Source organism: Pseudomonas sp. AU11447 (assembly GCF_001672555.2).
Taxonomy (GTDB): Bacteria; Pseudomonadota; Gammaproteobacteria; order Pseudomonadales; family Pseudomonadaceae; genus Pseudomonas; species Pseudomonas nitroreducens.
The window spans coordinates 33,806-58,101 of the sequence record NZ_LZDG02000041.1 but is presented as its reverse complement, the minus strand read 5'-3'; the positions used below and the strand labels follow the sequence as shown (position 1 = coordinate 58,101).

The window sequence follows — 24,296 nt, the reverse complement described above, 5'->3', positions numbered from 1 at the left end:
GATATCTCCAGGCTTTCATCGACTCGCGCAAGGCGCGGTCCATTTGATTTTTGGTTTACTGCAACCCGTTGGTTAACAGCGCAGGCAAAAAAAAGCCTGCGGGTGGCGTCGCCCGGGCTGGCGACGCCACGCAGGAAATCACTGGGCCAGGGCCACTTCCCGTACGGGTTCTACGACAGCCGAGGGTTCGGCTACCGCCTCGCCCGCCAGCACCATCGCCGCGGCCTCTTCCTCGATGCGGTAGGCCGGTATCGAGCCATAGTCCGCCAGCATCCACTTGAAGAAGCCATAGACCTTGACCAGCAGGATCAGCGTGAACGGAATCGCGGTGAGCACCACGGCGGTCTTCATCGTCGACAGCGAGGCCTTGGCGAACAGCATCGCCAACGGCACCAGGGTCAGGGTGATGGCCCAGAACAGGCGGTGGGTCGGCGTCGGATCATCGCCTTCCTGCAGGTTGCGGGTGCTGGTGGCAGCCACGGCGTAAGCGGCGGCATCCATATGCGAGGCGCAGAACACAGCCATGATGAACAGGTACACGGCGAGGAACAGCTTGCCCCACGGCAGCGCCAGCAGCAGCGCCTCTACGGCGCTTTCGCCCCCCTGCTCGGTGAGGATCTTCGGCACGTCGACGGCACCCGTGATGAACTGGTGCATGCTGTAACTTTCCAGCGCACCGAAGAAGAACCAGCAACCGAAGCTGCCGCCCAGCAGCAGGGCGAATACCACTTCGCGCATCTGCCGGCCGCGCGATACGCGGGTCACGAACATGGCCACGCCAGGGGCGTAGGACACCCACCAGAGCCAGTAGAACACCGTCCAGTTGCGGGTGAAGGCGCCATCGCCGGCCGGGTCGGTGAACAGGCTCATGTGCACGTAGTTCTGGATCATCAGGCCGATGCCGTTGGCGGTGTTATTGATGGTGAACTGGGTCGGACCGACCAGCAGCACCACCGCGGCGAACACCAGCGCGCCGTAGCAGACGATCTTGCTCAGTTTCTGCAGGCCGCCATCGATGCCGATGTAGGAGCTCAGGGAGAACAGCACGGCGATCACACCGATCACCAGTACCTGTACGGTGAAGGTATCCGGCGTGCCCACCAGCCCGGACAGGCCACGGGTCAAGGTCGAGGCGGTCAGCGCCAGGGACACGGTGAGTGCGCCCATCATGGTCAGCAGGAAGATCAGGTCCACCAGGCGCCCCACCGGACCGGTGGCCTTGAAGCCGGTGACGGCCTCGACGATGGAAGCCAGGTTCAGGCCGCTCTTCTTGCGCACGTGGAAGTGGTAGGCCATGGCCAGCGAGGCCAGGGCGTAGATCGACCAGGCGCTGATGCCCCAGTGGAAGAAGGAGTAGCCGACGCTGTACTCCAGCGCCTCGCGGGATTGCGGAACGATGTTCAGGCCGGGGGTCTGGTAGTAGTAGGCCCACTCCATCACGCCCCAGTAGAGCGTGGAGGAACCCATGCCAGCGCAGATGAACATGAATACCCAGGTGGCCGTGGAATATTCCGGTTTGCCGCTACCGAAGCGGATGTGGCCGTACTTGCTGCAGGCGATGTAGAGCACGGCCAGCGAGCTGCCGAAGATCAGCAGTTGCACGGCGGTGCCGAAGGTACGGGTAGCAACCTCGAACAGTTGATTCGCGGCTTGCTCGGCCTGGGCCGGAAACGCAGCGAGCCCGATCACGGTCAGGAGCACCGCGACCAGGCTCATGGATATCAGGAATACATCGACCTTCTGGGTCTTGCGGGGCATCAAGGGGGACATCAGGCGTCTCCTGGGACGTTTTTTGTTGTTGTTGCGCATCCGCCGCAGGCTGCGGATGAAGCATCGTCGGACCAGTTGACTCAAACACGAATAAACCACTGGTTAACAACGATCTAATGGTTAACAGTCTGCGATGAATCGCCGCAGGGTGCAAGAGCTACCCATCGACTCATGCTGCCCTGCCACGACACCCGTAACCGCTCAGCTACGGGCTTTTCATGGGCAATCCCCGCAGATGTAGGATTTATCTGCTAACGATCTCAGCAATTGCCGCACCCACCGCCTGGGTCGACAACTGCCCGCCCATGTCTCGTGTCACCGATCCATTGGCGATGACCTGTTCGATGGCCGCGAGAATATCGTCGTGGGCCGCGCGGTAGCGCGTATCGCCCTGGCCGACGAAGTCCAGCATCAGCGCTCCGGACCAGATCATGGCGATGGGGTTGGCGATGTTCTGGCCGAAGATGTCCGGCGCCGAACCGTGCACGGGCTCGAACAGCGAGGGGAATCTGCGCTCGGGGTTGAGGTTGGCCGAGGGTGCGATGCCGATGGTGCCGGCACAGGCCGGGCCGAGGTCGGAGAGGATGTCGCCGAACAGGTTGGAGGCCACTACCACGTCGAAGCGCTCGGGCTGCAGGACAAAACGGGCGCAGAGGATATCGATGTGCTGCTTGTCCCAGGTGATCTCCGGATAGCCGGCGGCCATCGCCGCGGTGCGCTCGTCCCAGTAGGGCATGCTCACCGCCATGCCGTTGGACTTGGTAGCCGAGGTCAGGCGCTTGCGTTCGCGGGTCTGTGCCAGGTCGAAGGCGTATTTCAGGATGCGGTCGACGCCGCGACGGGTGAACACCGATTCCTGCAGCACGAACTCGTTCTCGGTGCCTTCGAACATGCGCCCGCCCAGGGACGAATACTCACCCTCGGTGTTCTCGCGGATCACCACGAAGTCGATGTCGCCGGGCTTCTTCCCGGCCAGCGGGCAAGGCACGCCGGGGAACAGGCGCACCGGGCGGATGTTCACGTACTGGTCGAAGTCGCGGCGGAACTTCAGTAGCGAGCCCCACAGGGAGATATGGTCCGGTACCTTGTCCGGCCAGCCGACTGCGCCGAAGAACAGCGCGTCGAAATCCTTCAGCTGTTCGAACCAGTCGTCCGGCATCATCTTGCCGTGCTCCAGGTAGTAGTCGCAGCTGGCCCACTCGAAATGTTCGAATTCCAGCGCCAGGCCGTGTTTCCGCGCGGCCGCCTGGACGACTCGCAGGCCTTCGGGAAGGACTTCCTGGCCGATGCCGTCTCCGGGGATCGCGGCGATTCTGAATGGCTTGCTCATGGGGCACCCTCGCTGGTGTGAAGTGGAAAGCAGTGCCGGCCATGCTAAAAGCAGCAAAAACAAACATAATCAGCGATAACGTTGATTCTTTAAGCACGAACTGTGAATAAACTCCCCAATCTTGACGACCTCCGCGTCTTCATCCAGGTGGTTCGGCGCTCCAGCTTCGCTGCCGCCGCCAGCGAACTGGGCATGTCCGCCGCCTTCGTCAGCAAGCGTATCCGCCTGCTGGAGGATGACCTCGGCGTGCGCCTGCTGCACCGCACCACGCGGCGGGTCTCGGTGAGCGAAGACGGTGAGCGTATCTATCAATGGGCGCTGCGCATCCTCGATGCCGTGCAGCGCATGGGCGATGACGTCAGCGCCCTGCATCGCGAGCCCAGCGGGCTGCTGCGTATCGCCAGCAGCCTCGGTCTGGGCCGGCGCTTCGTCGCCCCGGCCTTGTCGGAACTCGCCACGCGGCACCCGCAGTTGGATATCCGGCTGGATGTACAGGACCGCCTGGTGGACCTGATAGGCGAAGGTTTCGATCTGGACGTGCGGGTGGGCAACGACATCGACCCCAACCTCATCGCCCGCCCATTGGCCAGGAACCGTCGGGTTCTCTGTGCCGCACCCAGCTACCTGGAGCGCAGCGGGACGCCGCGCACGCTCGCGGAACTGGCCGGGCACGATTGCCTGGTGATCAAGGAGCGCGACCATCCCTTCGGCGTCTGGCACCTGCAGGGGCCGGAAGGCGAGGAAAGCGTGAAAGTCACCGGGCCGCTGTCGTCCAACCACGGCGAGGTGGTGCACCAGTGGTGCATCGACGGGCGCGGCATCCTGCTGCGCTCCTGGTGGGACGTGCACGACAGCCTGGAGGATGGCCGACTGGTGCAGGTGCTGCCTGAATACCAGCAGCCGGCGGACATCTGGGCCGTTTATGCCGCCCCACTGGTCAGTTCGGCCAAGGTGCGGGTGGCGGTGGAGTTCCTGCGGCAGTATTTCGCCGAGCGCTACAGCTTGCCCGCCCCCTGAAACTCACAGCGAGCGTGGGAACGGTTTCCGGCCGCGATGTGCAAACGGCCGGCTCAGCGTGGTCGGAAATCGATCGCGGACTACGTCCGCTCCTGCGAAAGCCTCAGAGCTGGGCGACGTGCCCGCCACCCTGGTGCTCGCGCAGGTAAGGCAGCACTGCGCCAAGCAGCGGCTCCTTGAAGTCTTCCTGGAAACGGTGCGCCATTCCCGGAATCAACTTCAGCACCGAGCCGCGAATGTGCGCGGCCACATGCACACCGTGCATCACCGGCAGCAGCGGATCGGCCGTACCGTGGACCACCAGGGTCGGCACGTTCAGCCGGTTGAGCAGTTCCACACGGCTGGGTTCGGCGAGGATCGCCAGCATCTGCCGTTGCACGCCTTCGGGGTTGAAGGCGCGATCGTAGGAGCGCGCCGCCTGCTGCAGCAATTGCTGGCGGTCGTCGTGAACCTGCGGACTGCCGAGGGCGGCCAGCAGGTCGGCCTGCTGTTCGATGGCCTGTTCGCGGCTGGCGGCCTCGCGCCGGGCGAGCAGGCGCAGCAGCGACTCGCTGGGCGCCGGCAGGCCTTCGGCGCCGGAACTGGTCATCACCAGGGTCAGGCTGATCACGCGATCCGGCGCGAGGTCGGCGACATGCTGCGCGATCATCCCGCCCATGCTCGCACCCAGCACATGGGCGCGTTCTACGTGCAGGGCGTCCAGCAGGTGCAGTGCATCGCCGGCCATGTCGGTCAGGCTGTAGGGCGCACTCACGGGCAGGCCGAGGCGATAGCGAATCACTTCGTAGGTCAGGTTGCCGCTGGGCGTGGGAACACGCCAGGAAGACAGGCCGACATCGCGGTTGTCGTAACGGATCACCCGGAAGCCCTGCTGGCAGAGCGCCTCGACCACTTCATCCGGCCAATGGATCAGCTGCCCACCCAGGCCCATGACCAGCAGCAACGTCGGGTCCTGCGGACGCCCGATGCTCTGGTAGGCCAGGCGCACGTCACCCAGGTCGACCAGCTCGGTCGGCACCCGCGCATCGCAGCGATCGGCGGCAATAGCAAAGGAGGGCAAGCCGCAGAAAAGTGCGACTGCCAGTAGAAAAGCACGCATGAATGAAAATCCGGAACGCAAAACCCCAGTTGATAGCGATTCTGATGAATTTCCGTCGCTCGCTCTGCCACAGGTCCGTGACAGTTTGATGAAAGGCGCTGAGCGGTCGCCGACGGCCCTTACCATGATGCGGATCAAGGGAGGCCGCCCCCAACAGTCGCGAAGATAGAAGCCCCCGCTCGGAAGCTCTGCCATGGCCTACCCCATCCTGCTGGTGCTGCACCTGTTCGCTGCGATCCTGTTCGTCGGCACGGTGTTCTTCGAAGTGCTGATCCTGGAGAGCATCCACGCCCATGTGCCGGCGCGGGCGATGAAAATGGTCGAGGGCGCGCTCGGCCGCCGCCTGCGCCGGGTGATGCCCTGGGTCATCCTGACCCTGTTCGGCAGCGGCCTGGGCATGCTGCACCTGCGTTACGTGCCGCTGCTGGCCGAGCCGCTGGCGTCGCCCTTCGCCACCCTGCTCAGCCTCAAGCTGCTGCTGGCCACCAGCGTACTGGGCCACTTCATCTTCGCCATGTATTCATTCCGTGTCGGGCGCATGACCGGCCAGCGTTCCCGGCGCATCCACTACAGCGTATTCGCCCACGTGGTGCTGATCGTCCTGCTGGCCAAGGGCATGTTCTATCTGAGCTGGTGAATTAAACCTGGCGGGCAGGCCGGCGAACCCTGCTGGTGAAGCGCCAGCAGCCGGCTTATCATGAGGGCAGCTCAATTGATCCGCCTTTTCATCAAGATTTCCTCATACTGAGGCGAGGCCGCGCCATGCTTGAACTCCGTCACCTGAAAACCCTGCATGCCCTGCGCGAAGCCGACAGCCTGGTGGAGGCCGCCGAGCGCCTGCACCTCACGCAATCCGCCCTGTCCCACCAGTTCAAGGAACTGGAGGAGCGCCTGGGTCTGTCGCTGTTCATCCGCAAGACCAAGCCGGTCCGCTTCACCAGCGCCGGCCTGCGCCTGCTGCAACTGGCCGACGCGGTGCTGCCGCAACTGCGCGGCGCCGAACGCGACCTGGCGCGCCTGGCCGGCGGCACTGCTGGCCGCCTGCACATGGCCATCGAGTGCCACAGCTGCTTCCAGTGGCTGATGCCGACCATCGACCAATTCCGCGACGCCTGGCCGGAAGTGGAGCTGGACCTCGCCTCCGGCTTCTCCTTCGCCCCGCTGCCGGCACTGGCCCGCGGCGACCTGGACCTGGTGGTGACCTCCGACCCCGTGGAGATCGCCGGCATCACCTACGTGCCGCTGTTCACCTACGAAGCGCTGCTGGCGGTGGACAACCACCACGCGCTGGCCGGCAAGTCCTTCATCGTTCCGGAAGACCTGGCCAACCTGACACTGATCACCTACCCCATCGAGCGCGATCGCCTGGACATCTTCACCCGCTTCCTCGAACCGGCCGATGTCGAGCCAGCGCAGGTCCGCACCTCCGAGCTGACGGTGATGATGATGCAACTGGTGGCCTCCGGCCGTGGCGTCTGCAGCCTGCCCAACTGGGCGCTGCACGAGTACAGCTCGCGGGGCTACGTGACCGCCAAGCGCCTGGGGGAAAAAGGCCTGTATTGCACCCTGTTCGCCGCCATCCGCGCCGACATGCTGGACGCACCCTTCATGCGCGATTTCCTGCTGACCGCGAAGGACACTTCCTTCGCTACCCTCGAAGGCGTCAGCGCCGCCAAGGGCTGAGCACGGCCGAAACCCGCGCATAAAAAAGGCCCTCCTTGCGGAGGGCCTTGGGGACATGAATCAAGGAGCGGCTTGTAATAGCTTTAGTTGCCGACGCCACGCGATGGGGGGCGCGGCGTTGGGGTAATCATTGATCAATCGAGGAGGCGAGAAAATATTCCGACACGTGAAAAGGAATACTCCCACCTCACTTGAGACCAACTCCTCAAATCGCGCCTCACCTTTCCAGCGCGCGCGATTTCCAGCCAACGCTCACGACGGCTTCGCCTCCGCCGCCCTGGCATGCTCCTCCGCCCACTGTGCATCCCGCTCCCAAACCCGCTTGAAGGCCGGGCGCGAGGTCACCAGTTCCACGTAACGCTCGAACACCGGCAGCTTGGGCACGACGCCGAAGCCGATGGTCCAGCGCAGGGCTGCGCCCCACAGCACATCGGCAGCGGTCATGCGGTTCCCCAGCAGGTAAGGGCCGGTTTCCAGCTGTTCGGCGAGGGCGCGCATCACGCTGTCGTAGTCGCCGTAAGGGCTCATGGCCTGCGGTGCGGCATCGCGCTTGAGGGCGCGGTCGACGATGGCCGGCTCGAAACTGGAGCCGTAGAACACCAGCCAGCGCAGGTAGGGGCCGCGCAACGGATCGTCGAGGGCGGGAGCGAGGTTCGCGCGGGGGAAGAGGTCGGCGAGGTAGATGAAGATAGCGCCCTGCTCGGTAACCAGCGACTCGCCGATGCGGATCGCCGGCACCTTGCCCAGCGGGTTGACGGCCAGGAAGGCCGGTTTGCGCTGTTCGCCGGCCTTCATGTTGATCAGTTCGAGGTCGTACTCGGCGCCCAGCTCTTCCAGCAGCACCAGGGTGCCGCTGGAGCGTGTCTGAGGCGAATGGTAGAGAGTGAGGCGGGGCATGGCGGGATCTCCTCGGGCTTCACGGCTCGGAGTCCCCAGCATAGCCCCGCGTGGGCCTCACGCCTCCTCGAAATGCATCTCCGGCGGTTGCTGGCGGAAGCCGCTGGTGATCACCGCGAGGTAGATCACACCGAGCACCAGCCAGGTGGCGCCGAGCCAGATCGCCAGGTGGTCGAGGCTGACCATCAGCCACAGGTCGGCGAGCAGGCCGATCAGCGGGAACAGCAGGAACAGCACCAGCTCGCGCAGGCCGCGGCGTTCAGCATTCAGGTAGTAGTGGAAGATCACCGAGAGGTTCACCAGGCTGAAGGCCAGGAAGGCGCCGAAGTTGATGAACGAGGTGGACGTGGTGACGTCCATGTGCAGCGCCAGCAGGGCCACCACGCCGCACAACACGATGCTGTTCACCGGGGTTTCGAAACGCTTGCTGATGCGCCCGAAGAACGGCCGCGGCAGCACGCCGTCGCGGCCCATGGCGAACAGCAGGCGCGAGGCGCTGGCCTGGGCCGACAGGCCGGAGGTGAACTGGCCGACGATCAGGCCGATCAGGAAGAAGCTGACGAACAGGTCGCCACCGATGTTGCGGGCAATTTCGTAGGCGGCGGAATCGGCGTTCTGGAACTCCACCGACGGGTGCGCCAGCTGTACGAAATAGCTGGCGGCGATGAAGATGCCGCCGCCGATCAGGGTGATCAGCAGGATGGCACGCGGAATGGTCTTGCGCGGTTCGTGGGTTTCTTCGGTCAGGGTACTGACCGCGTCAAAGCCCAGGAACGAATAACAGGCGATAGCCGCGCCACCCATGATCAGCGGCAGCTGGGTGCCTTCCTTGAGGAAGGGTTCCAGGGTCCACAGCGGACGGCTGCCGTCCCCGGTGATGTAGTGGATGGCCAGGCCAACGAAGGCAATCAGCACGAGGAACTGCACCAGCATCAACACGCCGTTGATGTTCTTCGCCAGGCGCAGGCCGACCACGTTGATCGCGGTGGTTACGCCGATGAAGGCCAGTACCCACAAGGCTTGCGGAACGGCCGGGAAGGCGGAATGCAGATAGGCCGCGCCGATCAGCCAGATGGCCATGGGCAGGAACAGGTAGTCCAGCAGTACCGCCCAGCCGGCCAGGAAGCCCAGTTTCGGGCTGATCGACTTGCGCACGTAGGTGTATGCCGAGCCGGCAACCGGGAAGGCGGCGGCCATGCGTCCGTAGCTGAGCGCGGTAAAGAGCATGGCGACAGAGGCGACGAGGTAGGCCGAAGGCACTACGCCGCGGGTGACGTCGGCGAGGATGCCGAAGGTGCCAAGGACGATGATCGGGGTCATGTAGGCGATGCCGAACAGCACCACCGAACCCAGCGACAGGGTTCGTTTGAGTCGAGCCATTACTGCTTACTCCGCGTTGTGTTTGTTATGGCAGTACTTGGGTTGCCGGCCTGCACTCACCCGCAGGCCTCGCGGGTGCTCGTGGCACCCGTCGTTCTTGATGATTCGCTTGACTGGCGCGGCCCTGCGCCCCGGCCCCCTTGCAGCGGAGCCGGAAGGAAACTCAGGTGGGAATGATCAGCTCGCGCAAGCCGTCTGCGTGCTCACGCATCTCGCCGGGCAGCATGAAACGGCGCTCGCCCAGGTAGCTGTAGTCGCGGCGCGATTGCGCCAGGCGTTCGAAGTCCAGCTCGACGATCTGCCGACACTCTTCGCGACCGGCCTCGACGATCAGCTGGCCGTACGGGTCGACCACGGCGCTGCCGCCGGCGAAGACCAGGCCGTCATCACCTGCACCGACGCGGTTGACCATCACGGCGTAGGCCTGGTTTTCCATGGCGCGGCCCATGATCGCGGTGCGGTGGGTCGGGCCGTAGGGGTCCATGTTGCCGTTGGTCACGATGATCAGCTCGGCGCCCAGCTGGCCAAGGGCGCGGGCAGACTCGGGGAACTCGATGTCGAAGCAGATCACGATGCCGACGCGGATGCCGTTCCACAGGCAGGTGGCGTAGCGGTCGCCGGGGGTGAAGATGCCGCGGTCCGACGCCCACAGGTGCGTCTTGCGGTACTTCATGGCGATGCCTTCGGGGGTGATCAGCAGCGTGGTGTTGTAGAAGCGGCCATCGTCAGCGGCTTCGGCGAAGCCCACGGCGACGGAGATGTTCTTCTCCCGCGCGGCGCGTTGCACGGCCTGCACGCTGGGGCCGTCGATCGGCTCGGCGATGGCGGCAATGTTCTGCTCGGTGGGGAAGCCGGTCAGCTGGGTCTCGGGGAACACCACCAATTGGGTGTCGTCGGCGCAGGCATGGATGGCCTCCAGGGTGCGGGCCAGGTTCCAGGCCACATCGCCATCACGGCCGGCGAGTTGGACGAGCTCTACTTTCATGGGGCTTCCTCGGATTCTTGTCTTTGCGGTGACCGGGCGCTGTCGGTCAAAATGCGCACCGCGCCGGCTCAAGGCATCCACCGAGTATGCCGGGCGTGCCATCACCGGGTAATTACGCCCGCGTGGTAACCCATCGGGGGTAGAGTCATGAGCCTTTCCCTTCAGGATATCGCCTGGCACCGCTCGGTCGGGCAGCTGATCGAAGCGCTGGACAAGCCGAACTTCTGGACCTCGCTGGTGCGCCTGCTGGGCCAGTATGTGCCCTTCGACAGCTGGGTCGTGCTGCTTTTCAGCAATGGCAGGCCCCAGGTGTTCGCCGAATGCCCCGGCGAGGACGGCGGCCCCGACTCGCTGTTCCAGGACTACCTCAAGGGCCTCTACCTGCTCGACCCCTTCTACATCGCCAGCCGCGAGGCGCCCGGCAGCGGGCTGTTCCGCCTGGACGACGTGGCGCCGGAAATGTTCGAGCAGACCGATTACTACCAGCGCTACTTCAGCCTCAACGTGGTGGCCGATGAAGTGCAGATCAACGTGCAACTCGACGGCGAGCGCACCCTGTGCTGTTCGGTGGGCAGCAAGGGCCGCTTCACCCCGGAGCAGATCGCCCTGCTCGCCCTGGTGCAACCCTGGGTCGCCGGGCTGATGCGCCAGCGCATGGCCTTCGAGCGCGAAGTCCAGGAAGCGCCCCCGCCGCCACGCTGGCAGAACCGCCTGGAATCCACCGCCCAGCAGATGGAAACACCGCTCACCGCGCGCGAGCTGGAAGTGGGCCGATTGATGCTCAGCGGCTGCTCCAGCAAGGAAATCGCCCGCAAGCTGGCGATCTCCGCCGAGACGGTGAAGGTCCACCGCAAGCACATGTACGCCAAGCTGGGGATCAAGTCGCAGTCCGAGCTGTTCTCGCTGTTCCTGCAGGCGCAGGGCTGAGGCAGCTTGCGTAGGATGGCGTGGAGCGCAGCGATAGCCTTCAATCGCTGCCGGGACAGCATGGATATCGCCTAGGCTCCACCCATCCTACGATGCTCTCCCTGCAGGAGCGGCCCATGCCCGCGAATGGTGTCCAACGGACGCCAGCCGTCGAGCGGTCGGTGAGCATTCAAGGCCACACGGGTCCATGCTGGAAGACAGGAGGAATCCCCATGACCCTCAGCGTCTTCGACATGTTCAAGCCCGGTGTCGGCCCGTCCAGTTCGCACACCGTTGGGCCGATGCGCGCCACCCGCGAGTTCGTCGACCGCCTGCGCAACGACGGCCTGCTGGCCCGAACCACGGCCATCGAGGTGCATCTCTTCGGCTCCCTCAGCGCCACCGGCAAGGGCCACGCCACCGACCGCGCCTGCCTGATCGGCCTGCTCGGCATCGACCCGGCGGAAGCCGACCCCGCTGCCCTCGCCCCTCAGGTGGACGACATCCTGCTGCGTCATCGCTTGCGTCTTGGCGGCCTGCACGAAATCGACTTCGATCCAGCGCGGCAACTGGTCTTCCACGACGACAGCCTGCCCGCCCATCCCAACGGCCTGCACCTGCGGGCGCTGGACGAAAACGGCGAGCTGCTGGCCGAACGCATCTGCTACTCGGTCGGCGGCGGCTTCGTGGTGGATGCGGCGGACTTCAACACCGACCGCGCCCTCCCGGACAATCCGATGCCCTACCCCTTCCACAGCGCCGAAGAACTGCTGCGCCTGTGCCATGAGCACGGTTTCCGGCGCATCAGCGACCTGATGTGGGCCAATGAGCGCGCGCTGCGCAGCGACGAGGAAATCCATGCCGGCCTTGCGCATATCTGGGAGGAAATGCAGGCCTGCGTGAACCGCGGCCTGGAAACCGAAGGCACACTGCCCGGCGGCCTCAAGGTGCGCCGCCGCGCGCCCATGCTCTATCGCCGGCTGAATGAAGCAGACAGCGGCAACCTGATTGCTACCACCCTGGGCGCCCTGGACTGGGTGGACCTCTGGGCGCTGGCAGTGAACGAGGAGAATGCCGCCGGCGGGCGCGTCGTGACGGCCCCCACCAACGGCGCGGCCGGCATAGTCCCGGCGGTGCTGCACTACTACGCGCGCTATGACGCCAACGCCAGTGCCGAAGGCATCGAGCGCTATCTGCTCACCGCCGCCGCCATCGGCATCCTGTGCAAGCTCAACGCCTCGATTTCCGGCGCCGAAGTCGGTTGCCAGGGTGAAGTGGGTTCGGCCTGCGCCATGGCCGCTGGCGGTCTCGCGGAAGTCCTCGGCGGCAGCCTGGAGCAGGTGGAAAACGCCGCCGAGATCGGCCTGGAGCACAACCTCGGGCTGACCTGCGACCCGGTCGCCGGACTGGTCCAGGTGCCCTGCATCGAGCGCAACGCCATGGCCTCGCTCAAGGCCATCAACGCCGCCCAACTCGCCCTGCGCGGCGACGGCCAGCACCTGGTCAGCCTCGACAAGGCCATCGACACCCTGCGCGATACCGGGCGCGACATGATGGACAAGTACAAGGAAACCTCGAAGGGCGGCCTGGCGGTGAATGTGATCGCCTGTTAGTCCGACGGGATGCGGTTCGCGAGCAAGCTCGCTCCTGCAGGCCTGACGCCGGCGCGCTCTTCGTAGGAGCGAGCTTGCTCGCGAATGGCCCAGGGACGAATGCCACCGTTCTTGCACCGCCCGAAACAAGCTTTCTCAGCGCCGGAGAAAATCGTTAGCTAGCTTTCTTTTTCTCTCGCTTCGGGCTACCGTCGGTGCCCGCCAGAACTAGAAATACCTCCGAAAGCCCGTCGCATTGACCTTCGCCCAGGCACGTTCGCGCGATGCCTGCCATGCTCTGTGGCGGCCCTTTCGGCCAACCTGACCGTGATCAAAGCCTGACGACTGGAGATTCCATGAACCTGTCGCTCCTAAGCCGCTATGCCTTTTTTGCCGCCTGCGTCCTGTTCACCGTGCTCAGCCTGCCCTTCCTCGGGCATGACTGGGTCTGGCCCTTTACCCTGACCACCTTAGCCCTGAGCGTGCTCGGGGTCTTCGACCTGCTGCAGGAACGCCACGCGGTGCGCCGCAACTACCCGATCCTCGGCAACATCCGCTACCTGGTGGAAGCCATCCGCCCGGAAATCCGCCAATACCTGCTCGAAGGCGACCAGGAGGCACTGCCCTTCTCCCGCGCCCAGCGCGCCCTGGTGTACTCGCGGGCGAAGAACGAGACCGCCGACAAGCCCTTCGGCACGCTGATCGACGTCTACCAGTCGGGTTTCGAATTCATCGCCCACTCCATTCGCCCGGCGCCGGTGGCCGACCCCTGCACCTTCCGCGTCAGCGTCGGCGGCCCGGCGTGCAAGCAGCCCTACTCCATCTCGGTGTTCAACATCTCCGCGATGAGCTTCGGCTCGCTCAGCGCCAACGCCATCCGCGCGCTGAACAAGGGCGCCAAGCTCGGTGGTTTCATCCATGACACCGGCGAAGGCAGCATCAGCCCCTACCACCGCGAGTACGGCGGCGACCTGACCTGGGAGCTGGGCAGCGGCTACTTCGGCTGCCGCAACGATGACGGCACGTTCAGCCCCGAGCGCTTCGCCAAGCAGGCGGTCGATCCGCAGGTGAAGATGATCGAGATCAAGCTCAGCCAAGGCGCCAAACCAGGTCACGGCGGCATCCTGCCCAAGCACAAGGTCACCGAGGAGATCGCTTCCACCCGCGGCGTGCCCATGGGCAAGGACTGCATCTCGCCCTCCTCCCACAGCGCCTTCAGCACGCCCAAGGGTTTGCTCGATTTCATCGTCCAGCTGCGCGAACTCTCTGGCGGCAAACCAGTGGGCTTCAAGCTGTGCATCGGCCATCCGTGGGAATTCATGGGCATCGCCAAGGCCATGCACGAAACCGGCATCCTCCCCGACTTCATCGTCGTCGACGGCAAGGAAGGCGGCACCGGCGCCGCGCCCCTGGAGTTCACCGACCACATGGGCCTGCCGATGCGCGAGGGCCTGCTGTTCGTGCACAACACGCTGGTCGGCCTGGACCTGCGCGACAAGATCCGCATCGGCGCCAGCGGCAAGATCGTCAGCGCCTTCGATATCGCCAGCGTGCTGGCCATGGGCGCCGACTGGGCCAACTCGGCGCGCGGCTTCATGTTCGCCATCGGCTGCATCCAGAGCCAGAGCTGCCACACCAACAAGTGCCCCACCGGCGTCGCCACCCAGGACCCGCTGCGCCAGCGCGCCCTGGTGGTGCCGGACAAGGCCGAGCGCGTCTACAGCTTCCACCGCAACACGCTCAAGGGCCTGGCCGAGATGATCGCCGCCGCCGGCATCCGCCACCCCTCGGAGCTGGAAGCGCGGCATCTGGTACGCCGCGTCTCGGCCACCGAAATCCGCCTGTTCTCGCACCTGCATTACTTCCTGAAGCCGGGTGAACTGCTCTCCGGCAACATCGAGGGCGAGTTCTACGAGCGCATCTGGCGCATGGCGCGCAGCGACAGTTTTGACGCCATGCCTGGCTGACAGGCAGAAGACGGGCGCCCGCAACGGGCGCCCCGATCCGCAACAAAAAAAGCGTCGCTATCCCAGCCGACTCCACACCTGCACCAGCCCCACCAGGTGCACGAGCGCGAAGCCCAGGCAGATCGCCGAGCTGACGTAGATGAATCGCTGGCTACGCCCGGTGTTCCCGAGGATGAGCGGGCCGGCCAGGCCACGCAGCAGATAGACCAGCGCGATCGCCATCAGCGCTGGGCGCAGCAGCGGCAACGGCGCCAGCACTCCCGCCCCGGAAAGTGCGTAGGCGGCCCACGTGAACAACACGAAAGCGATGGCGAACGTGATGAGTGCCGGATAGACCCGCCCGGCTTCGGCGGCACGGGCGAGCTTTTCCCCGGCGCCGAACAGCCGGTACCAACGCGGCCCGACCACCACTACCCCAACATGCAGCGCGGCGGCGGTGGCACTGAGTGCTGCCGCGACCACCAGTGCCAGGTTGTATTCCTGCCCCATGAACGGTTCCCTCCTGGCGTTCGCCTTTTCTTCCGGGCGCATCTTATCGTCGGTACAGAGGCTTCACGACACTCGACCACCGGCTGCACGAATCTTCCAGAAATTTCCTCGCCGCGCGCTATGCTGGCCGACCGGGCAGGCAATAGCGATGCGGAGGCGGCCCTTGCACAAAGACAACTGGATCGACCTGCTGCAGGACGCCGACACCGGCATCCAGAGCCTGCGCGCGCACTTCAAGGGCCACGCCTATGATCCGCACTGGCACGACAGCTACCTGATCGGTTTCACCGAGTCCGGCGTGCAGCAGTTCAACAGCCGCAACCAGCGCCACATCAGCACTGCCGGCAAGGTGTTCTTCCTCGAACCCGGCGACATCCACGACGGCGACGCGCCCACCGACGGCGGCTTCACCTACCGCATGCTCTACCTCGACGCCCCCTGGCTGGAGCGCGAGATCGGCACACTGTTCGAGGAAGCGCCGGGCAACTGCCAGTTGGCCGTGCCCGAGCTGCTGATCGACGACCCGCGACTGGCTCGGCGCATCGACAACGCCTTCCAGGCGGTACACGGCAACGACCTGAAGATCGTCCGCCAGAGCGCCGTCGACGAATTGCTCGACGGCATGACTCAACACCTGCACTGGCGCCAACGCGGTACCACGACGGCGCAGCTGCCGCTGGTGGCGCAACGCGCACGGGACTTCCTGCACGCCAACCTGACCGCCGACATCGGCCTCGACGACTTGGCCCGCGCCACTGGCTGCGACCGCTTCCGCCTGACCCGCGCCTTCAAGCAGGCCTTCGGCCTGCCGCCCCACGCCTACCTGATCCAGCTGCGCCTGGCCCGCGCACGGCAACTGCTCGGCCGCGGCCTGGCGCCGGCGGACATCGCCGCCGACCTCGGCTTCGCCGACCAAAGCCACCTCGGCCGCTGGTTCCGCCGCGCCTACGGGGTAACGCCGGCCTACTACCGCAAGCGCTGCTCAAAGCTTCCAGACTGAGCCCGCCGCGCTGGCGAAGATGAACTCCCACGGATTCACTGGAGTTCCCACCATGCACCTCTCGCAGCTCGGCCAATGGCTGCCTTTCGTCCTCTTCGCGTTCGTCGCCTCGATCACACCGGGGCCGACCAACCTGCTGATCTTCAGCAACAGTGCGCGCTTCGGCTGGAGCTCCGCGCTGCCTATCATGTTCGGCGGCTGCGCGGCCGCCGCGGCGCTGGTGCTGGCGGTGGGCAGCGGCCTGGGCGAAGTGCTGGCCAGCGCGCCGCTCGTGCAGCAGGCGATGAGCGTGGCCGGCGTACTCTGGCTGAGCTGGCTGGCCTGGCAGATTTTCCGCAGCCCGCCGGCGGACCTGGCGCGCGATACCGACACCGCGCGCCTGGGAGCGCTCGGCGCTGCCGCGCTGCAACTGGTCAACCCCAAGACCTGGATGATGGCACTGGCAGTGATCAGCGTGTACGCCGGCCATGGAGTCGATCGACTGGACCGCGTGCAACTGCTGTCGCTGCTGTTCTTCCTCGTGTCGATTCCCTGCACCGCGGTCTGGGCCGGCCTGGGCATCGGCAGCCAGCGCCTGCTCTCACCCCGGCAGATGCAGCGGCTCAACCAGCTGATGGCGATCCTGCTGCTGGTCTCCGCCTGGGCCGGCGCCCTGCTCTGACCGGCCACTGACAAGACGCCTGCGGCGCTGGCAGAATCCACGACCACCACACAAGGAGGTTGGGGCCGTGGACTCCCTGTATTTTTCGCCGATGTTGCTCGGCCTCAACCTGATGCTCGCCAGCGCCATCGCCTGCACCGGTCTCTGGTATTTCGCCCGGCCCTACCGCGGGCCCGGCCTGTGGATGGGGGGCGCCTGGACACTGATTGTCGGCATCCTGTTGTTCATGGGCTTCATGGCCAGCGGCAGCAAGCTGCTGAACATCCTGGGCAATGCCACCCAACTGGCCGGCGAAGCACTCCTGATGCTGGGCGTGTACCGCTTCCTCGGCCTGCCGCCGCCCTGGTGGACCGTCCCTGCCAGCGCCGGCGCGATGACAGCCGCACTGTGTTGGCACTGGTGGGTCGCGCCGATCAACTCCGAGTACCTCATCGCTATCTACGCGGGGATTGGCGGCCTGCTGCCGATCCAGGCCTGCCGCGTGCTGCTGCGGGCCCAGGGAGAGGCCGAGCTGCGCGGTGTGCGCCGCTTCGTCGCGATTGCCCTGGGCGGCTATGCCCTGGTTACCCTGACGCGAGCCGCCATCGGCCTGCACGACGGTCTGCAAGGCGTCGAGCACGCCGACGTCACGCGTTCCTTCAGCTACCTGTTGCCCTACAACTTCGGTGTTCCGTTGTGGGTGATCGCCCTAGTCGGCATGGCCTTGATGACCATGCGCCGGATCCTCGCCGACAGCCAGCGCCACGCCCGCGATGCAGCGGCCAGCGCCGAACGCTTCGAGCGCCTGATGCAGGTCGCCCATGCCGGCATGCTGGTGCTGCGCGACGGCCGCGTGGTGGACGCCAACCCCATGCTGGAACGCATGCTGCTCTGGCCTCGCGAGCGCCTGATCGGCCAACCCTTCCGCGAACTGTTCGCCAGCGAGGCCGCCGACGACGTCGAGCAATGCCTGCACCTCGCCGACGGCAAGCCCCATGACATCCTCGCCATGCGTGACGACGGCAGCACCTTCGCCGCCGAACTGAGCGTCGAACGCCTGGCCGACGGGCAACAGCGCGTCGCGGAAATCCGCGACGTCAGCCACCACAAGGCGCTGGAAAACCAGTTGCGCCAACTGGCCACCCTCGACCCGCTGACCAATGCGCTCAACCGCAGGGCCTTCCAGGCCCAGGCGGAGCGGGAGCTGGCGCGCAGTGCGCGTTACGGCACGCCCTTGAGCCTGGCAGTGCTCGACCTCGACCACTTCAAGCGCATCAACGACCAGCACGGCCATGCGGCCGGCGATCAGGTCCTCAGCCGCTTCAGCGAGCTGTGTCGTCAGCAGGCACGCAGTACCGACCTGTTCGCACGCTTCGGTGGGGAGGAGTTCGTCTTCCTGCTACCCAACACCGACGCCACCGCCGCCCGGCATTTTTTCGAGCGGCTTCGGGAAATCCTTCAGCACTTCAGCCTTGAGGTCGAGGGCGAGGTACTACGAGTCACAGCCAGCATCGGGCTGGTCAGCGCAGATAGCGCCAGCGACCTGGCGGAACTGCTCGAACAGGCCGATCGCGCGCTTTACCGAGCCAAGGCCAACGGCCGCAATCGACTGGAGCTGAGCGTGCTCTGAAACGGGACTAGCGGATGCCATCGCGCCGCAGGTACTCGCGCAGGTGCTCGATGAATGCGTGGATCTTGCGCGTCGCCCGGCGGTTGCTCGGGTACACCGCAAGAATCTGCGCGCCGAAGGTGTCGGGCTCGAAGAAGTAGTCATCCAGCACCGTCACCAGGCGCCCGCTGCGCAGGTGTTCGAGCACGCTCCAGCGCGGGCACGGCAGCAGCCCATGCCCGGCCAGGCACGCGGTCAGCAGCGTGGCCTGGTTGTCGCTGCTCAGCCGGCCATTGCGCGGCGTGGAAAAGCGCGTGCCACCCACGTCGAACCACCAGCGGTCATCCAGCGCCGGGTGGCGATAGACCAGGCAATCGTGGTCGATGATTTCGCTCGGATGCCTTGGCGCGCCGCGCCGCGAAAGGTACGCCGGGCTGGCACACATGGCCAGCCGGCTTTCGGCCAGCGGCTGGGCGATCAGCCCCGGCAGGTCACTGTTGCCCATCCGCAGGGCGAGGTCGTAGCGGCCGTCGAGCAGGTCGACGTAGCTGTCGGAAAGGTCCACCTGCAGGCGCACGTCCGGGTGCAGATCGAGGAACTCGGCGCAGGCCTGGTCGAGGAATACCGGGCCGACGATCAGCGGGCCGGTGATGCGCAGTACGCCGCGCAGGCTGTGCTGCAATTGGGCGATTTCCTCGGTGGTCTCGCGCATCCGCGCCAGCACTTCGCGCGCACCATCCAGGTAGAGCTGCCCCGCCTCGGTCAGGGACATGCTGCGCGTGGTGCGCTCGAACAGGCGCGCGCCGACTTCGATTTCCAGCTGGCCGACTGCCTTGGTCACCGCCGAGGGCGTCTTGCCCAGTTGCTCGGCGGCACGGCTGAAACTGCCGGTCTCGGCACTGGCGACGAACATTGCCAGGCTGCTGAATCTGTCCATCGTCATTCGTGCCAATCCTTCACAAGTGTTATGCCCGTTAGCGACTTCCGCGGCACACGCCACGCCATTAGCCTGCGCTGCAGACCAACAATAATCCATCGAAAAGCAGAGGGAAGTCATGCACGGCATGCTCAAGGGAGCGCTGGCGCTCGCCATCGCACTCGGTACTTTTGAAGCACAGGCACAGAACGCGGACCTGATCCTGTACAACGCCAAGGTCTTCACCGCCGAACCCGGCCAGCCGCTGCAGCAGGCCGTCGCGATCGCCGACGGCAAGGTGCTGCAGGTGGGCTCCAACGAGGACATCCGCAAGCTCGCCGGCACCGGCAGCAAGCAGGTCGACCTGGGCGGCAAGGTGCTGATGCCCGGCTTCATCGACAGCCACTCGCACTCCATCTTCGGCGGCCTTGAGCTGATCTCCGCCAGCCTGCTGGATGAGCAGATGGACCTCGACGCCTTCGAGAAGCGCCTCAAGCAGGACCGCGACAACGGCAAGGCCAAGGTGCACGACACCGTGGTCATGAACGGCATGAACTCCACCTACTGGTCCCAGGCCGACGGCCTGGCCAAGCGCTTCAACCAGGGCGAGTGGAAGGACACCCCGGTGGTGCTGATCGGCAGCGACCACCACACCGCCTGGGCCAACGCCGCCATGCTCAAGCGCGCCGGGCTGGACGCCAAGCGCCTGCGCGGCCTGAGCCCGCTGGAACAGCAGAACGTCGCCCACGACAAGGACTTCAACCCCACCGGTTTCCTGGTCGACTCCGGTTTCGACCTGGTGGCCGCCGCCATGCCGGTTCCGGACACCGCCACCATGGACCGCGCCGGCGTGGCCGCGGTGAAGTACAACAACAGCCTGGGCATCACCGCCTGGATGGACCCGGCCGCCAACGGCACGCCCGGCGAAGCGCTGTTCGCCATCAAGCCCACCGAGAAGACCGTCGGCGTGCTGCCGGTCTACCGCGACCTGGCCCGTGACGGCCAGCTCACCGCCCACGTCGCTGCGCTGCAGGTGGTTAACCCGAAAAGCACGCCGGCCGATCTGGAAGTGATCGAGAAGGTCCGCCAGCAGTTCCAGGGCATCCCGAACCTGACGCTGCCGGGCATCAAGGTCTTCGCCGATGGCGTGATCGAATTCCCCGCGCAGTCCGCCGCACTGCTGGAGGATTACAAGAACAGCCACAAGCCGGGCGAACTGCTGATCGATCCCAAGCACTTCGGCGAACTGGTCAGCGCCGCCGATGCGCGCGGCTGGCTGGTGCACGTGCACGCCATCGGCGACCGCGCGGTGCGCGAATCCCTCAACGGCTTCGCCCAGGCGCGCAAGGACCGGCAGAGCGGCGTGACCCACTCGATCACCCACCTGCAACTGGTCAACCCCAAGGACTTCCCGCGCTTCAAGGAGCTCGGCGTCATTGCCTCGATGCAGCTCGACTGGGCCACCGCCGAGCCCTACACCGTGGAGCTGGTGAAGCCCTACATCGCCGACGAGGCCTACCGCTACATGTACCCGGCCAAATCCCTGCTGGACAACGGCGCCATCATCGCCGGCGCCAGCGACTGGCCGGTGTCCACGCCTGATCCGCTCAAGGCCATCTACCAGGCCGTCACCCGCCAGGGCGAGGAAGGCGTGCTCAACGCCGCCGAGCGCGTGGACCGCCAGACCATGTTCTACGCCTACACCCGCAACGCCGCACAGACGATCGGCCTGCTCGACAAGATCGGCACCCTGGCCCCCGGCAAACAGGCCGACATGGTGGTGATCGACCGCGACGTGTTCACCGTGCCCGACCAGCAACTGGACGAGGCCCGCGTGCTCCACACCCTGTTCGAAGGCCGCGAAATCTATCGCGCCGAGGATCAACCGGCTCTCTGAGCCGGGCTCCTGCGCCAGGGTCTGAACAACCCTGGCGCCCTGCCCGCCAGCCCAGCCCTAAGCCAAGCCCTCCGGCCTGTCGGAAGGGCCGGCGCTGTGCGGGATTTTTCTTCTGCCCACAGACAATCACAACAAAGGGACTCCCCGCATGAATCGCCCCCATTGGCTGGCCGGCGCGCTGCTCGCCTGCGCGCCGCTCACCTCCGCCCTGGCCGTTGACCTGGGCCACGACTTCAACCTGCAGATCGACACCGCGCTGGTCAGCGACTACCGCACCCGCGGCATCTCGCAGACCCAGGGCGACCCCGCCCTGCAGGTCGGCGCCACCCTGCAGCACGCCTCCGGCGCCTACCTGGGCGTGTGGAGCTCCAACGTCGACTTCGGCGGCGGCCTGAAAACCCGTCAGGAGATCGACTACTACGGCGGCTGGTACTGGCAGGCCAACGAGGACATCGCCCTGGACCTGGGCTACATCAAGTACACCTACCCCAAGGAAAGCCAGTTCAACCAGAGCGACACCTACGCCATCCTCCACGCCTACGGCTTCGAGGTCGGGACGTACTACGGCAACGACTACCCGACCTACTTCGGCGAGGACCAGGCCAACCTCTACACCTACCTGGCCTACAACGCCGAGCTGCCGGCCGAGTTCAAGCTTCGCGTGCGCTACGGCCGCAATGACGCCAAGGACCCGCTCTACCTGTCCGGCGACGGCAGCACCCGCGACACCTACCACGAGTGGGAGGCGAAGCTGAGCCATGAATGGGTGGGCTTCGACTGGGCGGTGAGCTACATCGACACCGATCTGTCGCAGAACGAATGCCGGACCCAGTTCGGCTTCGGCGACGCCTGCACCGCAACGGTAGTGGCCAGCGTTTCCCGAAGCTTCTAACGCAGCGGTGGCGGACGGGGCGGCGTGGCGTCCCGTTCGCCCAGCAGGGCGATGGCGCACAAGGCCAGCGCGGCGACGTTGGTAGAGACCGGATTGAAGGCGCCCAGCAGCAGTTCCGGGGCGAACAGCGCCACATCCACCAGCAGGCCCACCAGCGCAGCCGCCGCCAGCCATAGCGGCCAGCGGCTGCGACGCAGCAGCAGGATGGCCAGGGCCAGGACGATCTCGGCGGCGCCCGCGACCTCGGCAATGCGCTGGGTGGACAGCGGCCAGCCGTGGGCCTCGATCATCCGCACTTCGTCCGGGCTGAGGAACAGCAGCTTGGGCACCAGGCCGTGGTAGAGGAACACCAGGCCCAGCGCCAGGCGCGCGATGGCCGCGCTAGTCATTGCCGAGGAATCGCCCGCGGTACTGCGGCGAGGGCACCAGGCACTGCTCTTCGCGGCCAAACAGGCGATAGCGGTTGAGGGCGATACGGTCGTAGCACCAGTCGCGCAGTGGCCGTGGAATCAGCCAGAGCACCCGCAACCAGTTCCACGGCGCCGGCAGTTGGCCGATCACCCGCAGGAAGGCATCGCTGCGCTCGAAGCCTTCGCGGCCATCGACGTAGAGCATGGTGTCGAAGTACTCGGTGGGCAGGCCGAACCAGTCGAGGATCGCCTGCCCCTCGGCGGACTGCACGCTGCACAGCTTTACCCGGCGCTCGCGGTCGTGCTGCAGGAGGAAGCGGCTCCAGCCATTGCACAGGCGGCAGGTACCGTCGAACAGCACCACTTTATCGTCGGGCTGCATGTTGGGAGGCAGAGCCATGGGGTCGTCTCCAGATCCCTGATGCCTCAACTGTGCCCGCCGCGTGTGACAAGTCCTGCTCTTCATCGCTCATCCATTGGCGAGGGAGTACAAACGGTATTCGACCCAGCCCGGCCCCAGCCGGCCCTCCCCCACCGCCAACTGGTGGTTGAGCCAGCGGTAGCGGTCGTCGCCGACCTCGAAACGCGGCTGGATCATGAAATAGGTGTCGCCGAACTCGGTGCTGTCGCCCCGCGAGACTGCGTGGATGATCTTCGGATTGGCCACCAGCAGTCCGTTGTGCTGCATCAGGATACGCGCGCCGTCGTCGGTGCGCAGCACCAGGCGAACTTCCAGGTGCCAGCCGCCGTCGCCGTCCACCAGGATCCAGTCGCCGCCACCGGGCAGCACCTCGCCGCTCAGGCGCTGGCCCTTGAAAATGCCGCCGCCGGCCGCCGAGATCAGCCGCTGGCCCTGGGGCACGCGGCCGATTTCCAGCGGCACGCTGGCCTTCACGTTCATCTCCATCAACGGCTCGAGCTTCATCGCAGCGCTCCTGCGCAAGGTCGTCGTAGACGCATCAGTAAAGCAGCCGCAAGCCCGCGCGGCCATCCGCCTAGGACGGCGTGGCGAAGCGATAGCGCAGCAGCCGGCCCATGCGACGCATCGCCGGAATGGCCAGGGTGATCTCGTAGAGCAGGCGCATCGCCAGGGACAGCCGCGCGATCTGCTCGCGGTCGTAGGCGGCGATCGCTTCGACGAACTGCAGGGCCGGCACCTGCTGCTCCAGTTCCTGTGGTTCGTCGATCCCCCAGTGCAGCACGGCGCCGGTACGGCGGATCATCGGGTTCCACTGCAGCAGGCGAATGCCCAGGCGGCTGTAGCCATCGAGTAGCAGTTCGCCCTGGCGGAAGTGCGCCACCAGGGCGCGCAGCAGCCAGGGAACCTTGTCCGCCTCCACGTAGGGCAGCGCGCCTTCGGAAAGCACCAGCACCGGCCGCCCTGTCGGAATCGCGCGCCACCAGTCCGGTGTGGTCAGCGCGCTGGCCAGCAGGTGGCAGTTCTCCCGCGCGGGGTACAGGCGCTCGCGCAGCGCGATCACTTCCGGGAAGTCCACCTCGAACCATTGCACGGTGGACGGCGGGTCGATGCGGAAGATCCGACTGTCCAGCCCGCACCCCAACTGCAGCACCACGCAGGCCGGATGCCGCGCCAGGAAGTCGCGTACCCAGTCGTCGAACAGCTTGGCCCGCAGGGCGATGCCCACCTGCTCGGCGCGGCCGATGCGCAGGCGGGCGAAGTCATAGTCGATCTGCTCCACGGCGCGGCGCGAGAAGTGGTCGCGCAGCAGGCTGTCGGGCAGCTCGCTCTCCTTCGCCTTGGCGTAGAGGGTGATCAGCAGGGTTTCCGGCGTACCGCGCAGGCCGATGCGTTCCAC

23 protein-coding genes are annotated in these 24,296 nt (G+C 65.8%); 11 read left to right on the top strand and 12 right to left on the bottom strand.

Annotation, left to right across the window (positions count from 1 at the left end; genetic code table 11):
• Positions 1-138: 138 nt before the first annotated feature.
• Both A6723_RS12805 and A6723_RS12800 read right to left on the bottom strand, forming a co-directional pair.
• A complete protein-coding gene (locus tag A6723_RS12805) occupies positions 139-1,770 on the bottom strand; it encodes a BCCT family transporter (RefSeq protein ID WP_305729061.1) in 1,632 nt (543 codons plus the stop codon).
• A 244-nt stretch (positions 1,771-2,014) separates the two neighbouring features.
• A complete protein-coding gene (locus tag A6723_RS12800; protein WP_054911251.1) occupies positions 2,015-3,100 on the bottom strand; it encodes a tartrate dehydrogenase in 1,086 nt (361 codons plus the stop codon).
• Positions 3,101-3,202: 102 nt separating this feature from the next.
• Here A6723_RS12800 and A6723_RS12795 point away from each other — a divergent pair, with 102 nt between their 5' ends.
• Positions 3,203-4,117: a LysR substrate-binding domain-containing protein gene (locus tag A6723_RS12795; RefSeq protein WP_054911250.1), complete on the top strand. Its 915-nt coding sequence runs from the start codon at positions 3,203-3,205 to the stop codon at positions 4,115-4,117.
• Positions 4,118-4,220: 103 nt separating this feature from the next.
• On the opposite strand, the gene A6723_RS12790 is transcribed toward A6723_RS12795, so the two are convergent.
• A complete protein-coding gene (locus A6723_RS12790) occupies positions 4,221-5,216 on the bottom strand; it encodes an alpha/beta fold hydrolase (protein ID WP_054911249.1) in 996 nt (331 codons plus the stop codon).
• Between the two features lie 193 nt (positions 5,217-5,409).
• On the opposite strand from A6723_RS12790, the gene A6723_RS12785 reads away from it, so the two are divergent.
• Together A6723_RS12785 and metR are read left to right on the top strand one after the other, a co-directional pair.
• On the top strand, positions 5,410-5,853 hold the full coding sequence (locus A6723_RS12785; protein WP_054911248.1) for a CopD family copper resistance protein: 444 nt from the start codon (positions 5,410-5,412) through the stop codon (positions 5,851-5,853).
• Between the two features lie 125 nt (positions 5,854-5,978).
• On the top strand, positions 5,979-6,899 hold the full coding sequence (gene metR, locus A6723_RS12780) for a transcriptional regulator MetR (protein WP_054911247.1): 921 nt from the start codon (positions 5,979-5,981) through the stop codon (positions 6,897-6,899).
• A gap of 252 nt (positions 6,900-7,151) precedes the next feature.
• On the opposite strand, the gene A6723_RS12775 is transcribed toward metR, so the two are convergent.
• The 3 genes from A6723_RS12775 to A6723_RS12765 all read right to left on the bottom strand — a co-directional run bounded on the left by A6723_RS12775 (position 7,152) and on the right by A6723_RS12765 (position 10,161).
• Entirely contained in the window at positions 7,152-7,796 is a 645-nt protein-coding gene (locus A6723_RS12775) for a glutathione S-transferase family protein (RefSeq protein WP_054911246.1), read from the bottom strand.
• Positions 7,797-7,853: 57 nt separating this feature from the next.
• Positions 7,854-9,176, bottom strand: a complete 1,323-nt coding sequence (locus tag A6723_RS12770) for an APC family permease (protein ID WP_054911245.1) — start codon at positions 9,174-9,176, stop codon at positions 7,854-7,856.
• Between the two features lie 163 nt (positions 9,177-9,339).
• Positions 9,340-10,161, bottom strand: a complete 822-nt coding sequence (locus A6723_RS12765) for a carbon-nitrogen hydrolase family protein (RefSeq protein ID WP_054911244.1) — start codon at positions 10,159-10,161, stop codon at positions 9,340-9,342.
• A gap of 147 nt (positions 10,162-10,308) precedes the next feature.
• Between A6723_RS12765 and A6723_RS12760 the strand changes: the two genes are divergently transcribed.
• The 3 genes from A6723_RS12760 to A6723_RS12750 all read left to right on the top strand — a co-directional run bounded on the left by A6723_RS12760 (position 10,309) and on the right by A6723_RS12750 (position 14,626).
• Positions 10,309-11,088: a helix-turn-helix transcriptional regulator gene (locus tag A6723_RS12760; RefSeq protein ID WP_054908952.1), complete on the top strand. Its 780-nt coding sequence runs from the start codon at positions 10,309-10,311 to the stop codon at positions 11,086-11,088.
• Between the two features lie 212 nt (positions 11,089-11,300).
• Entirely contained in the window at positions 11,301-12,680 is a 1,380-nt protein-coding gene (locus A6723_RS12755; RefSeq protein ID WP_054908953.1) for an L-serine ammonia-lyase, read from the top strand.
• 335 nt (positions 12,681-13,015) lie between these two features.
• Entirely contained in the window at positions 13,016-14,626 is a 1,611-nt protein-coding gene (locus A6723_RS12750) for an FMN-binding glutamate synthase family protein (protein ID WP_054908954.1), read from the top strand.
• A gap of 57 nt (positions 14,627-14,683) precedes the next feature.
• On the opposite strand, the gene A6723_RS12745 is transcribed toward A6723_RS12750, so the two are convergent.
• A complete protein-coding gene (locus A6723_RS12745) occupies positions 14,684-15,115 on the bottom strand; it encodes a hypothetical protein (RefSeq protein WP_054908955.1) in 432 nt (143 codons plus the stop codon).
• A 163-nt stretch (positions 15,116-15,278) separates the two neighbouring features.
• Between A6723_RS12745 and A6723_RS12740 the strand changes: the two genes are divergently transcribed.
• From A6723_RS12740 to A6723_RS12730, 3 genes are all read left to right on the top strand, one after another.
• Positions 15,279-16,115, top strand: coding sequence for an AraC family transcriptional regulator (locus tag A6723_RS12740; RefSeq protein ID WP_139092970.1), 837 nt, complete (start codon positions 15,279-15,281; stop codon positions 16,113-16,115).
• 52 nt (positions 16,116-16,167) lie between these two features.
• On the top strand, positions 16,168-16,776 hold the full coding sequence (locus A6723_RS12735; RefSeq protein WP_054908957.1) for a LysE family translocator: 609 nt from the start codon (positions 16,168-16,170) through the stop codon (positions 16,774-16,776).
• A 67-nt stretch (positions 16,777-16,843) separates the two neighbouring features.
• The gene (locus tag A6723_RS12730) at positions 16,844-18,385 is read left to right on the top strand and encodes a sensor domain-containing diguanylate cyclase (protein ID WP_139092969.1); all 1,542 of its coding nucleotides are present in this window, start codon (positions 16,844-16,846) and stop codon (positions 18,383-18,385) included.
• Between the two features lie 7 nt (positions 18,386-18,392).
• On the opposite strand, the gene A6723_RS12725 is transcribed toward A6723_RS12730, so the two are convergent.
• On the bottom strand, positions 18,393-19,301 hold the full coding sequence (locus A6723_RS12725; protein WP_054909018.1) for a LysR substrate-binding domain-containing protein: 909 nt from the start codon (positions 19,299-19,301) through the stop codon (positions 18,393-18,395).
• A 118-nt stretch (positions 19,302-19,419) separates the two neighbouring features.
• Here A6723_RS12725 and A6723_RS12720 point away from each other — a divergent pair, with 118 nt between their 5' ends.
• Entirely contained in the window at positions 19,420-21,177 is a 1,758-nt protein-coding gene (locus A6723_RS12720; RefSeq protein ID WP_054908959.1) for an amidohydrolase, read from the top strand.
• A gap of 148 nt (positions 21,178-21,325) precedes the next feature.
• Positions 21,326-22,069 carry a TorF family putative porin gene (locus A6723_RS12715; protein WP_054908960.1) on the top strand — a complete coding sequence of 248 codons (744 nt, stop codon included), beginning with the start codon at positions 21,326-21,328 and terminating at the stop codon, positions 22,067-22,069.
• On the opposite strand, the gene A6723_RS12710 is transcribed toward A6723_RS12715, so the two are convergent.
• The 4 genes from A6723_RS12710 to A6723_RS12695 form a co-directional block, all read right to left on the bottom strand.
• On the bottom strand, positions 22,066-22,458 hold the full coding sequence (locus A6723_RS12710; protein WP_054908961.1) for a DoxX-like family protein: 393 nt from the start codon (positions 22,456-22,458) through the stop codon (positions 22,066-22,068). The two genes, A6723_RS12715 and A6723_RS12710, sit on opposite strands and share 4 nt — an antisense overlap.
• Positions 22,451-22,879, bottom strand: coding sequence for a thiol-disulfide oxidoreductase DCC family protein (locus tag A6723_RS12705; protein ID WP_054908962.1), 429 nt, complete (start codon positions 22,877-22,879; stop codon positions 22,451-22,453). Before A6723_RS12705 ends, A6723_RS12710 begins: the two co-directional genes overlap by 8 nt.
• Before the next feature lie 69 nt (positions 22,880-22,948).
• The gene (locus A6723_RS12700; RefSeq protein WP_054908963.1) at positions 22,949-23,404 is read right to left on the bottom strand and encodes a DUF3237 domain-containing protein; all 456 of its coding nucleotides are present in this window, start codon (positions 23,402-23,404) and stop codon (positions 22,949-22,951) included.
• Between the two features lie 70 nt (positions 23,405-23,474).
• Complete coding sequence (locus A6723_RS12695; protein WP_054908964.1) at positions 23,475-24,296, bottom strand: class I SAM-dependent methyltransferase; 822 nt, start codon at positions 24,294-24,296, stop codon at positions 23,475-23,477.

Bases quoted from the DNA above. Each gene is read 5' to 3' on its own strand.
- A6723_RS12710 (WP_054908961.1), bottom strand. From the start codon at position 22,458: ATGACTAGCGCGGCCATCGCGCGCCTGGCGCTGGGCCTGGTGTTCCTC.
- A6723_RS12700 (WP_054908963.1), bottom strand. From the start codon at position 23,404: ATGAAGCTCGAGCCGTTGATGGAGATGAACGTGAAGGCCAGCGTGCCG.
- A6723_RS12725 (WP_054909018.1), bottom strand. From the start codon at position 19,301: ATGGACAGATTCAGCAGCCTGGCAATGTTCGTCGCCAGTGCCGAGACC.
- A6723_RS12715 (WP_054908960.1), top strand. From the start codon at position 21,326: ATGAATCGCCCCCATTGGCTGGCCGGCGCGCTGCTCGCCTGCGCGCCG.
- A6723_RS12765 (WP_054911244.1), bottom strand. From the start codon at position 10,161: ATGAAAGTAGAGCTCGTCCAACTCGCCGGCCGTGATGGCGATGTGGCC.
- A6723_RS12800 (WP_054911251.1), bottom strand. From the start codon at position 3,100: ATGAGCAAGCCATTCAGAATCGCCGCGATCCCCGGAGACGGCATCGGC.
- A6723_RS12705 (WP_054908962.1), bottom strand. From the start codon at position 22,879: ATGGCTCTGCCTCCCAACATGCAGCCCGACGATAAAGTGGTGCTGTTC.
- A6723_RS12770 (WP_054911245.1), bottom strand. From the start codon at position 9,176: ATGGCTCGACTCAAACGAACCCTGTCGCTGGGTTCGGTGGTGCTGTTC.
- A6723_RS12805 (WP_305729061.1), bottom strand. From the start codon at position 1,770: ATGTCCCCCTTGATGCCCCGCAAGACCCAGAAGGTCGATGTATTCCTG.
- metR (WP_054911247.1), top strand. From the start codon at position 5,979: ATGCTTGAACTCCGTCACCTGAAAACCCTGCATGCCCTGCGCGAAGCC.
- A6723_RS12775 (WP_054911246.1), bottom strand. From the start codon at position 7,796: ATGCCCCGCCTCACTCTCTACCATTCGCCTCAGACACGCTCCAGCGGC.
- A6723_RS12720 (WP_054908959.1), top strand. From the start codon at position 19,420: ATGCACGGCATGCTCAAGGGAGCGCTGGCGCTCGCCATCGCACTCGGT.
- A6723_RS12755 (WP_054908953.1), top strand. From the start codon at position 11,301: ATGACCCTCAGCGTCTTCGACATGTTCAAGCCCGGTGTCGGCCCGTCC.
- A6723_RS12790 (WP_054911249.1), bottom strand. From the start codon at position 5,216: ATGCGTGCTTTTCTACTGGCAGTCGCACTTTTCTGCGGCTTGCCCTCC.
- A6723_RS12760 (WP_054908952.1), top strand. From the start codon at position 10,309: ATGAGCCTTTCCCTTCAGGATATCGCCTGGCACCGCTCGGTCGGGCAG.
- A6723_RS12785 (WP_054911248.1), top strand. From the start codon at position 5,410: ATGGCCTACCCCATCCTGCTGGTGCTGCACCTGTTCGCTGCGATCCTG.
- A6723_RS12750 (WP_054908954.1), top strand. From the start codon at position 13,016: ATGAACCTGTCGCTCCTAAGCCGCTATGCCTTTTTTGCCGCCTGCGTC.
- A6723_RS12745 (WP_054908955.1), bottom strand. From the start codon at position 15,115: ATGGGGCAGGAATACAACCTGGCACTGGTGGTCGCGGCAGCACTCAGT.
- A6723_RS12735 (WP_054908957.1), top strand. From the start codon at position 16,168: ATGCACCTCTCGCAGCTCGGCCAATGGCTGCCTTTCGTCCTCTTCGCG.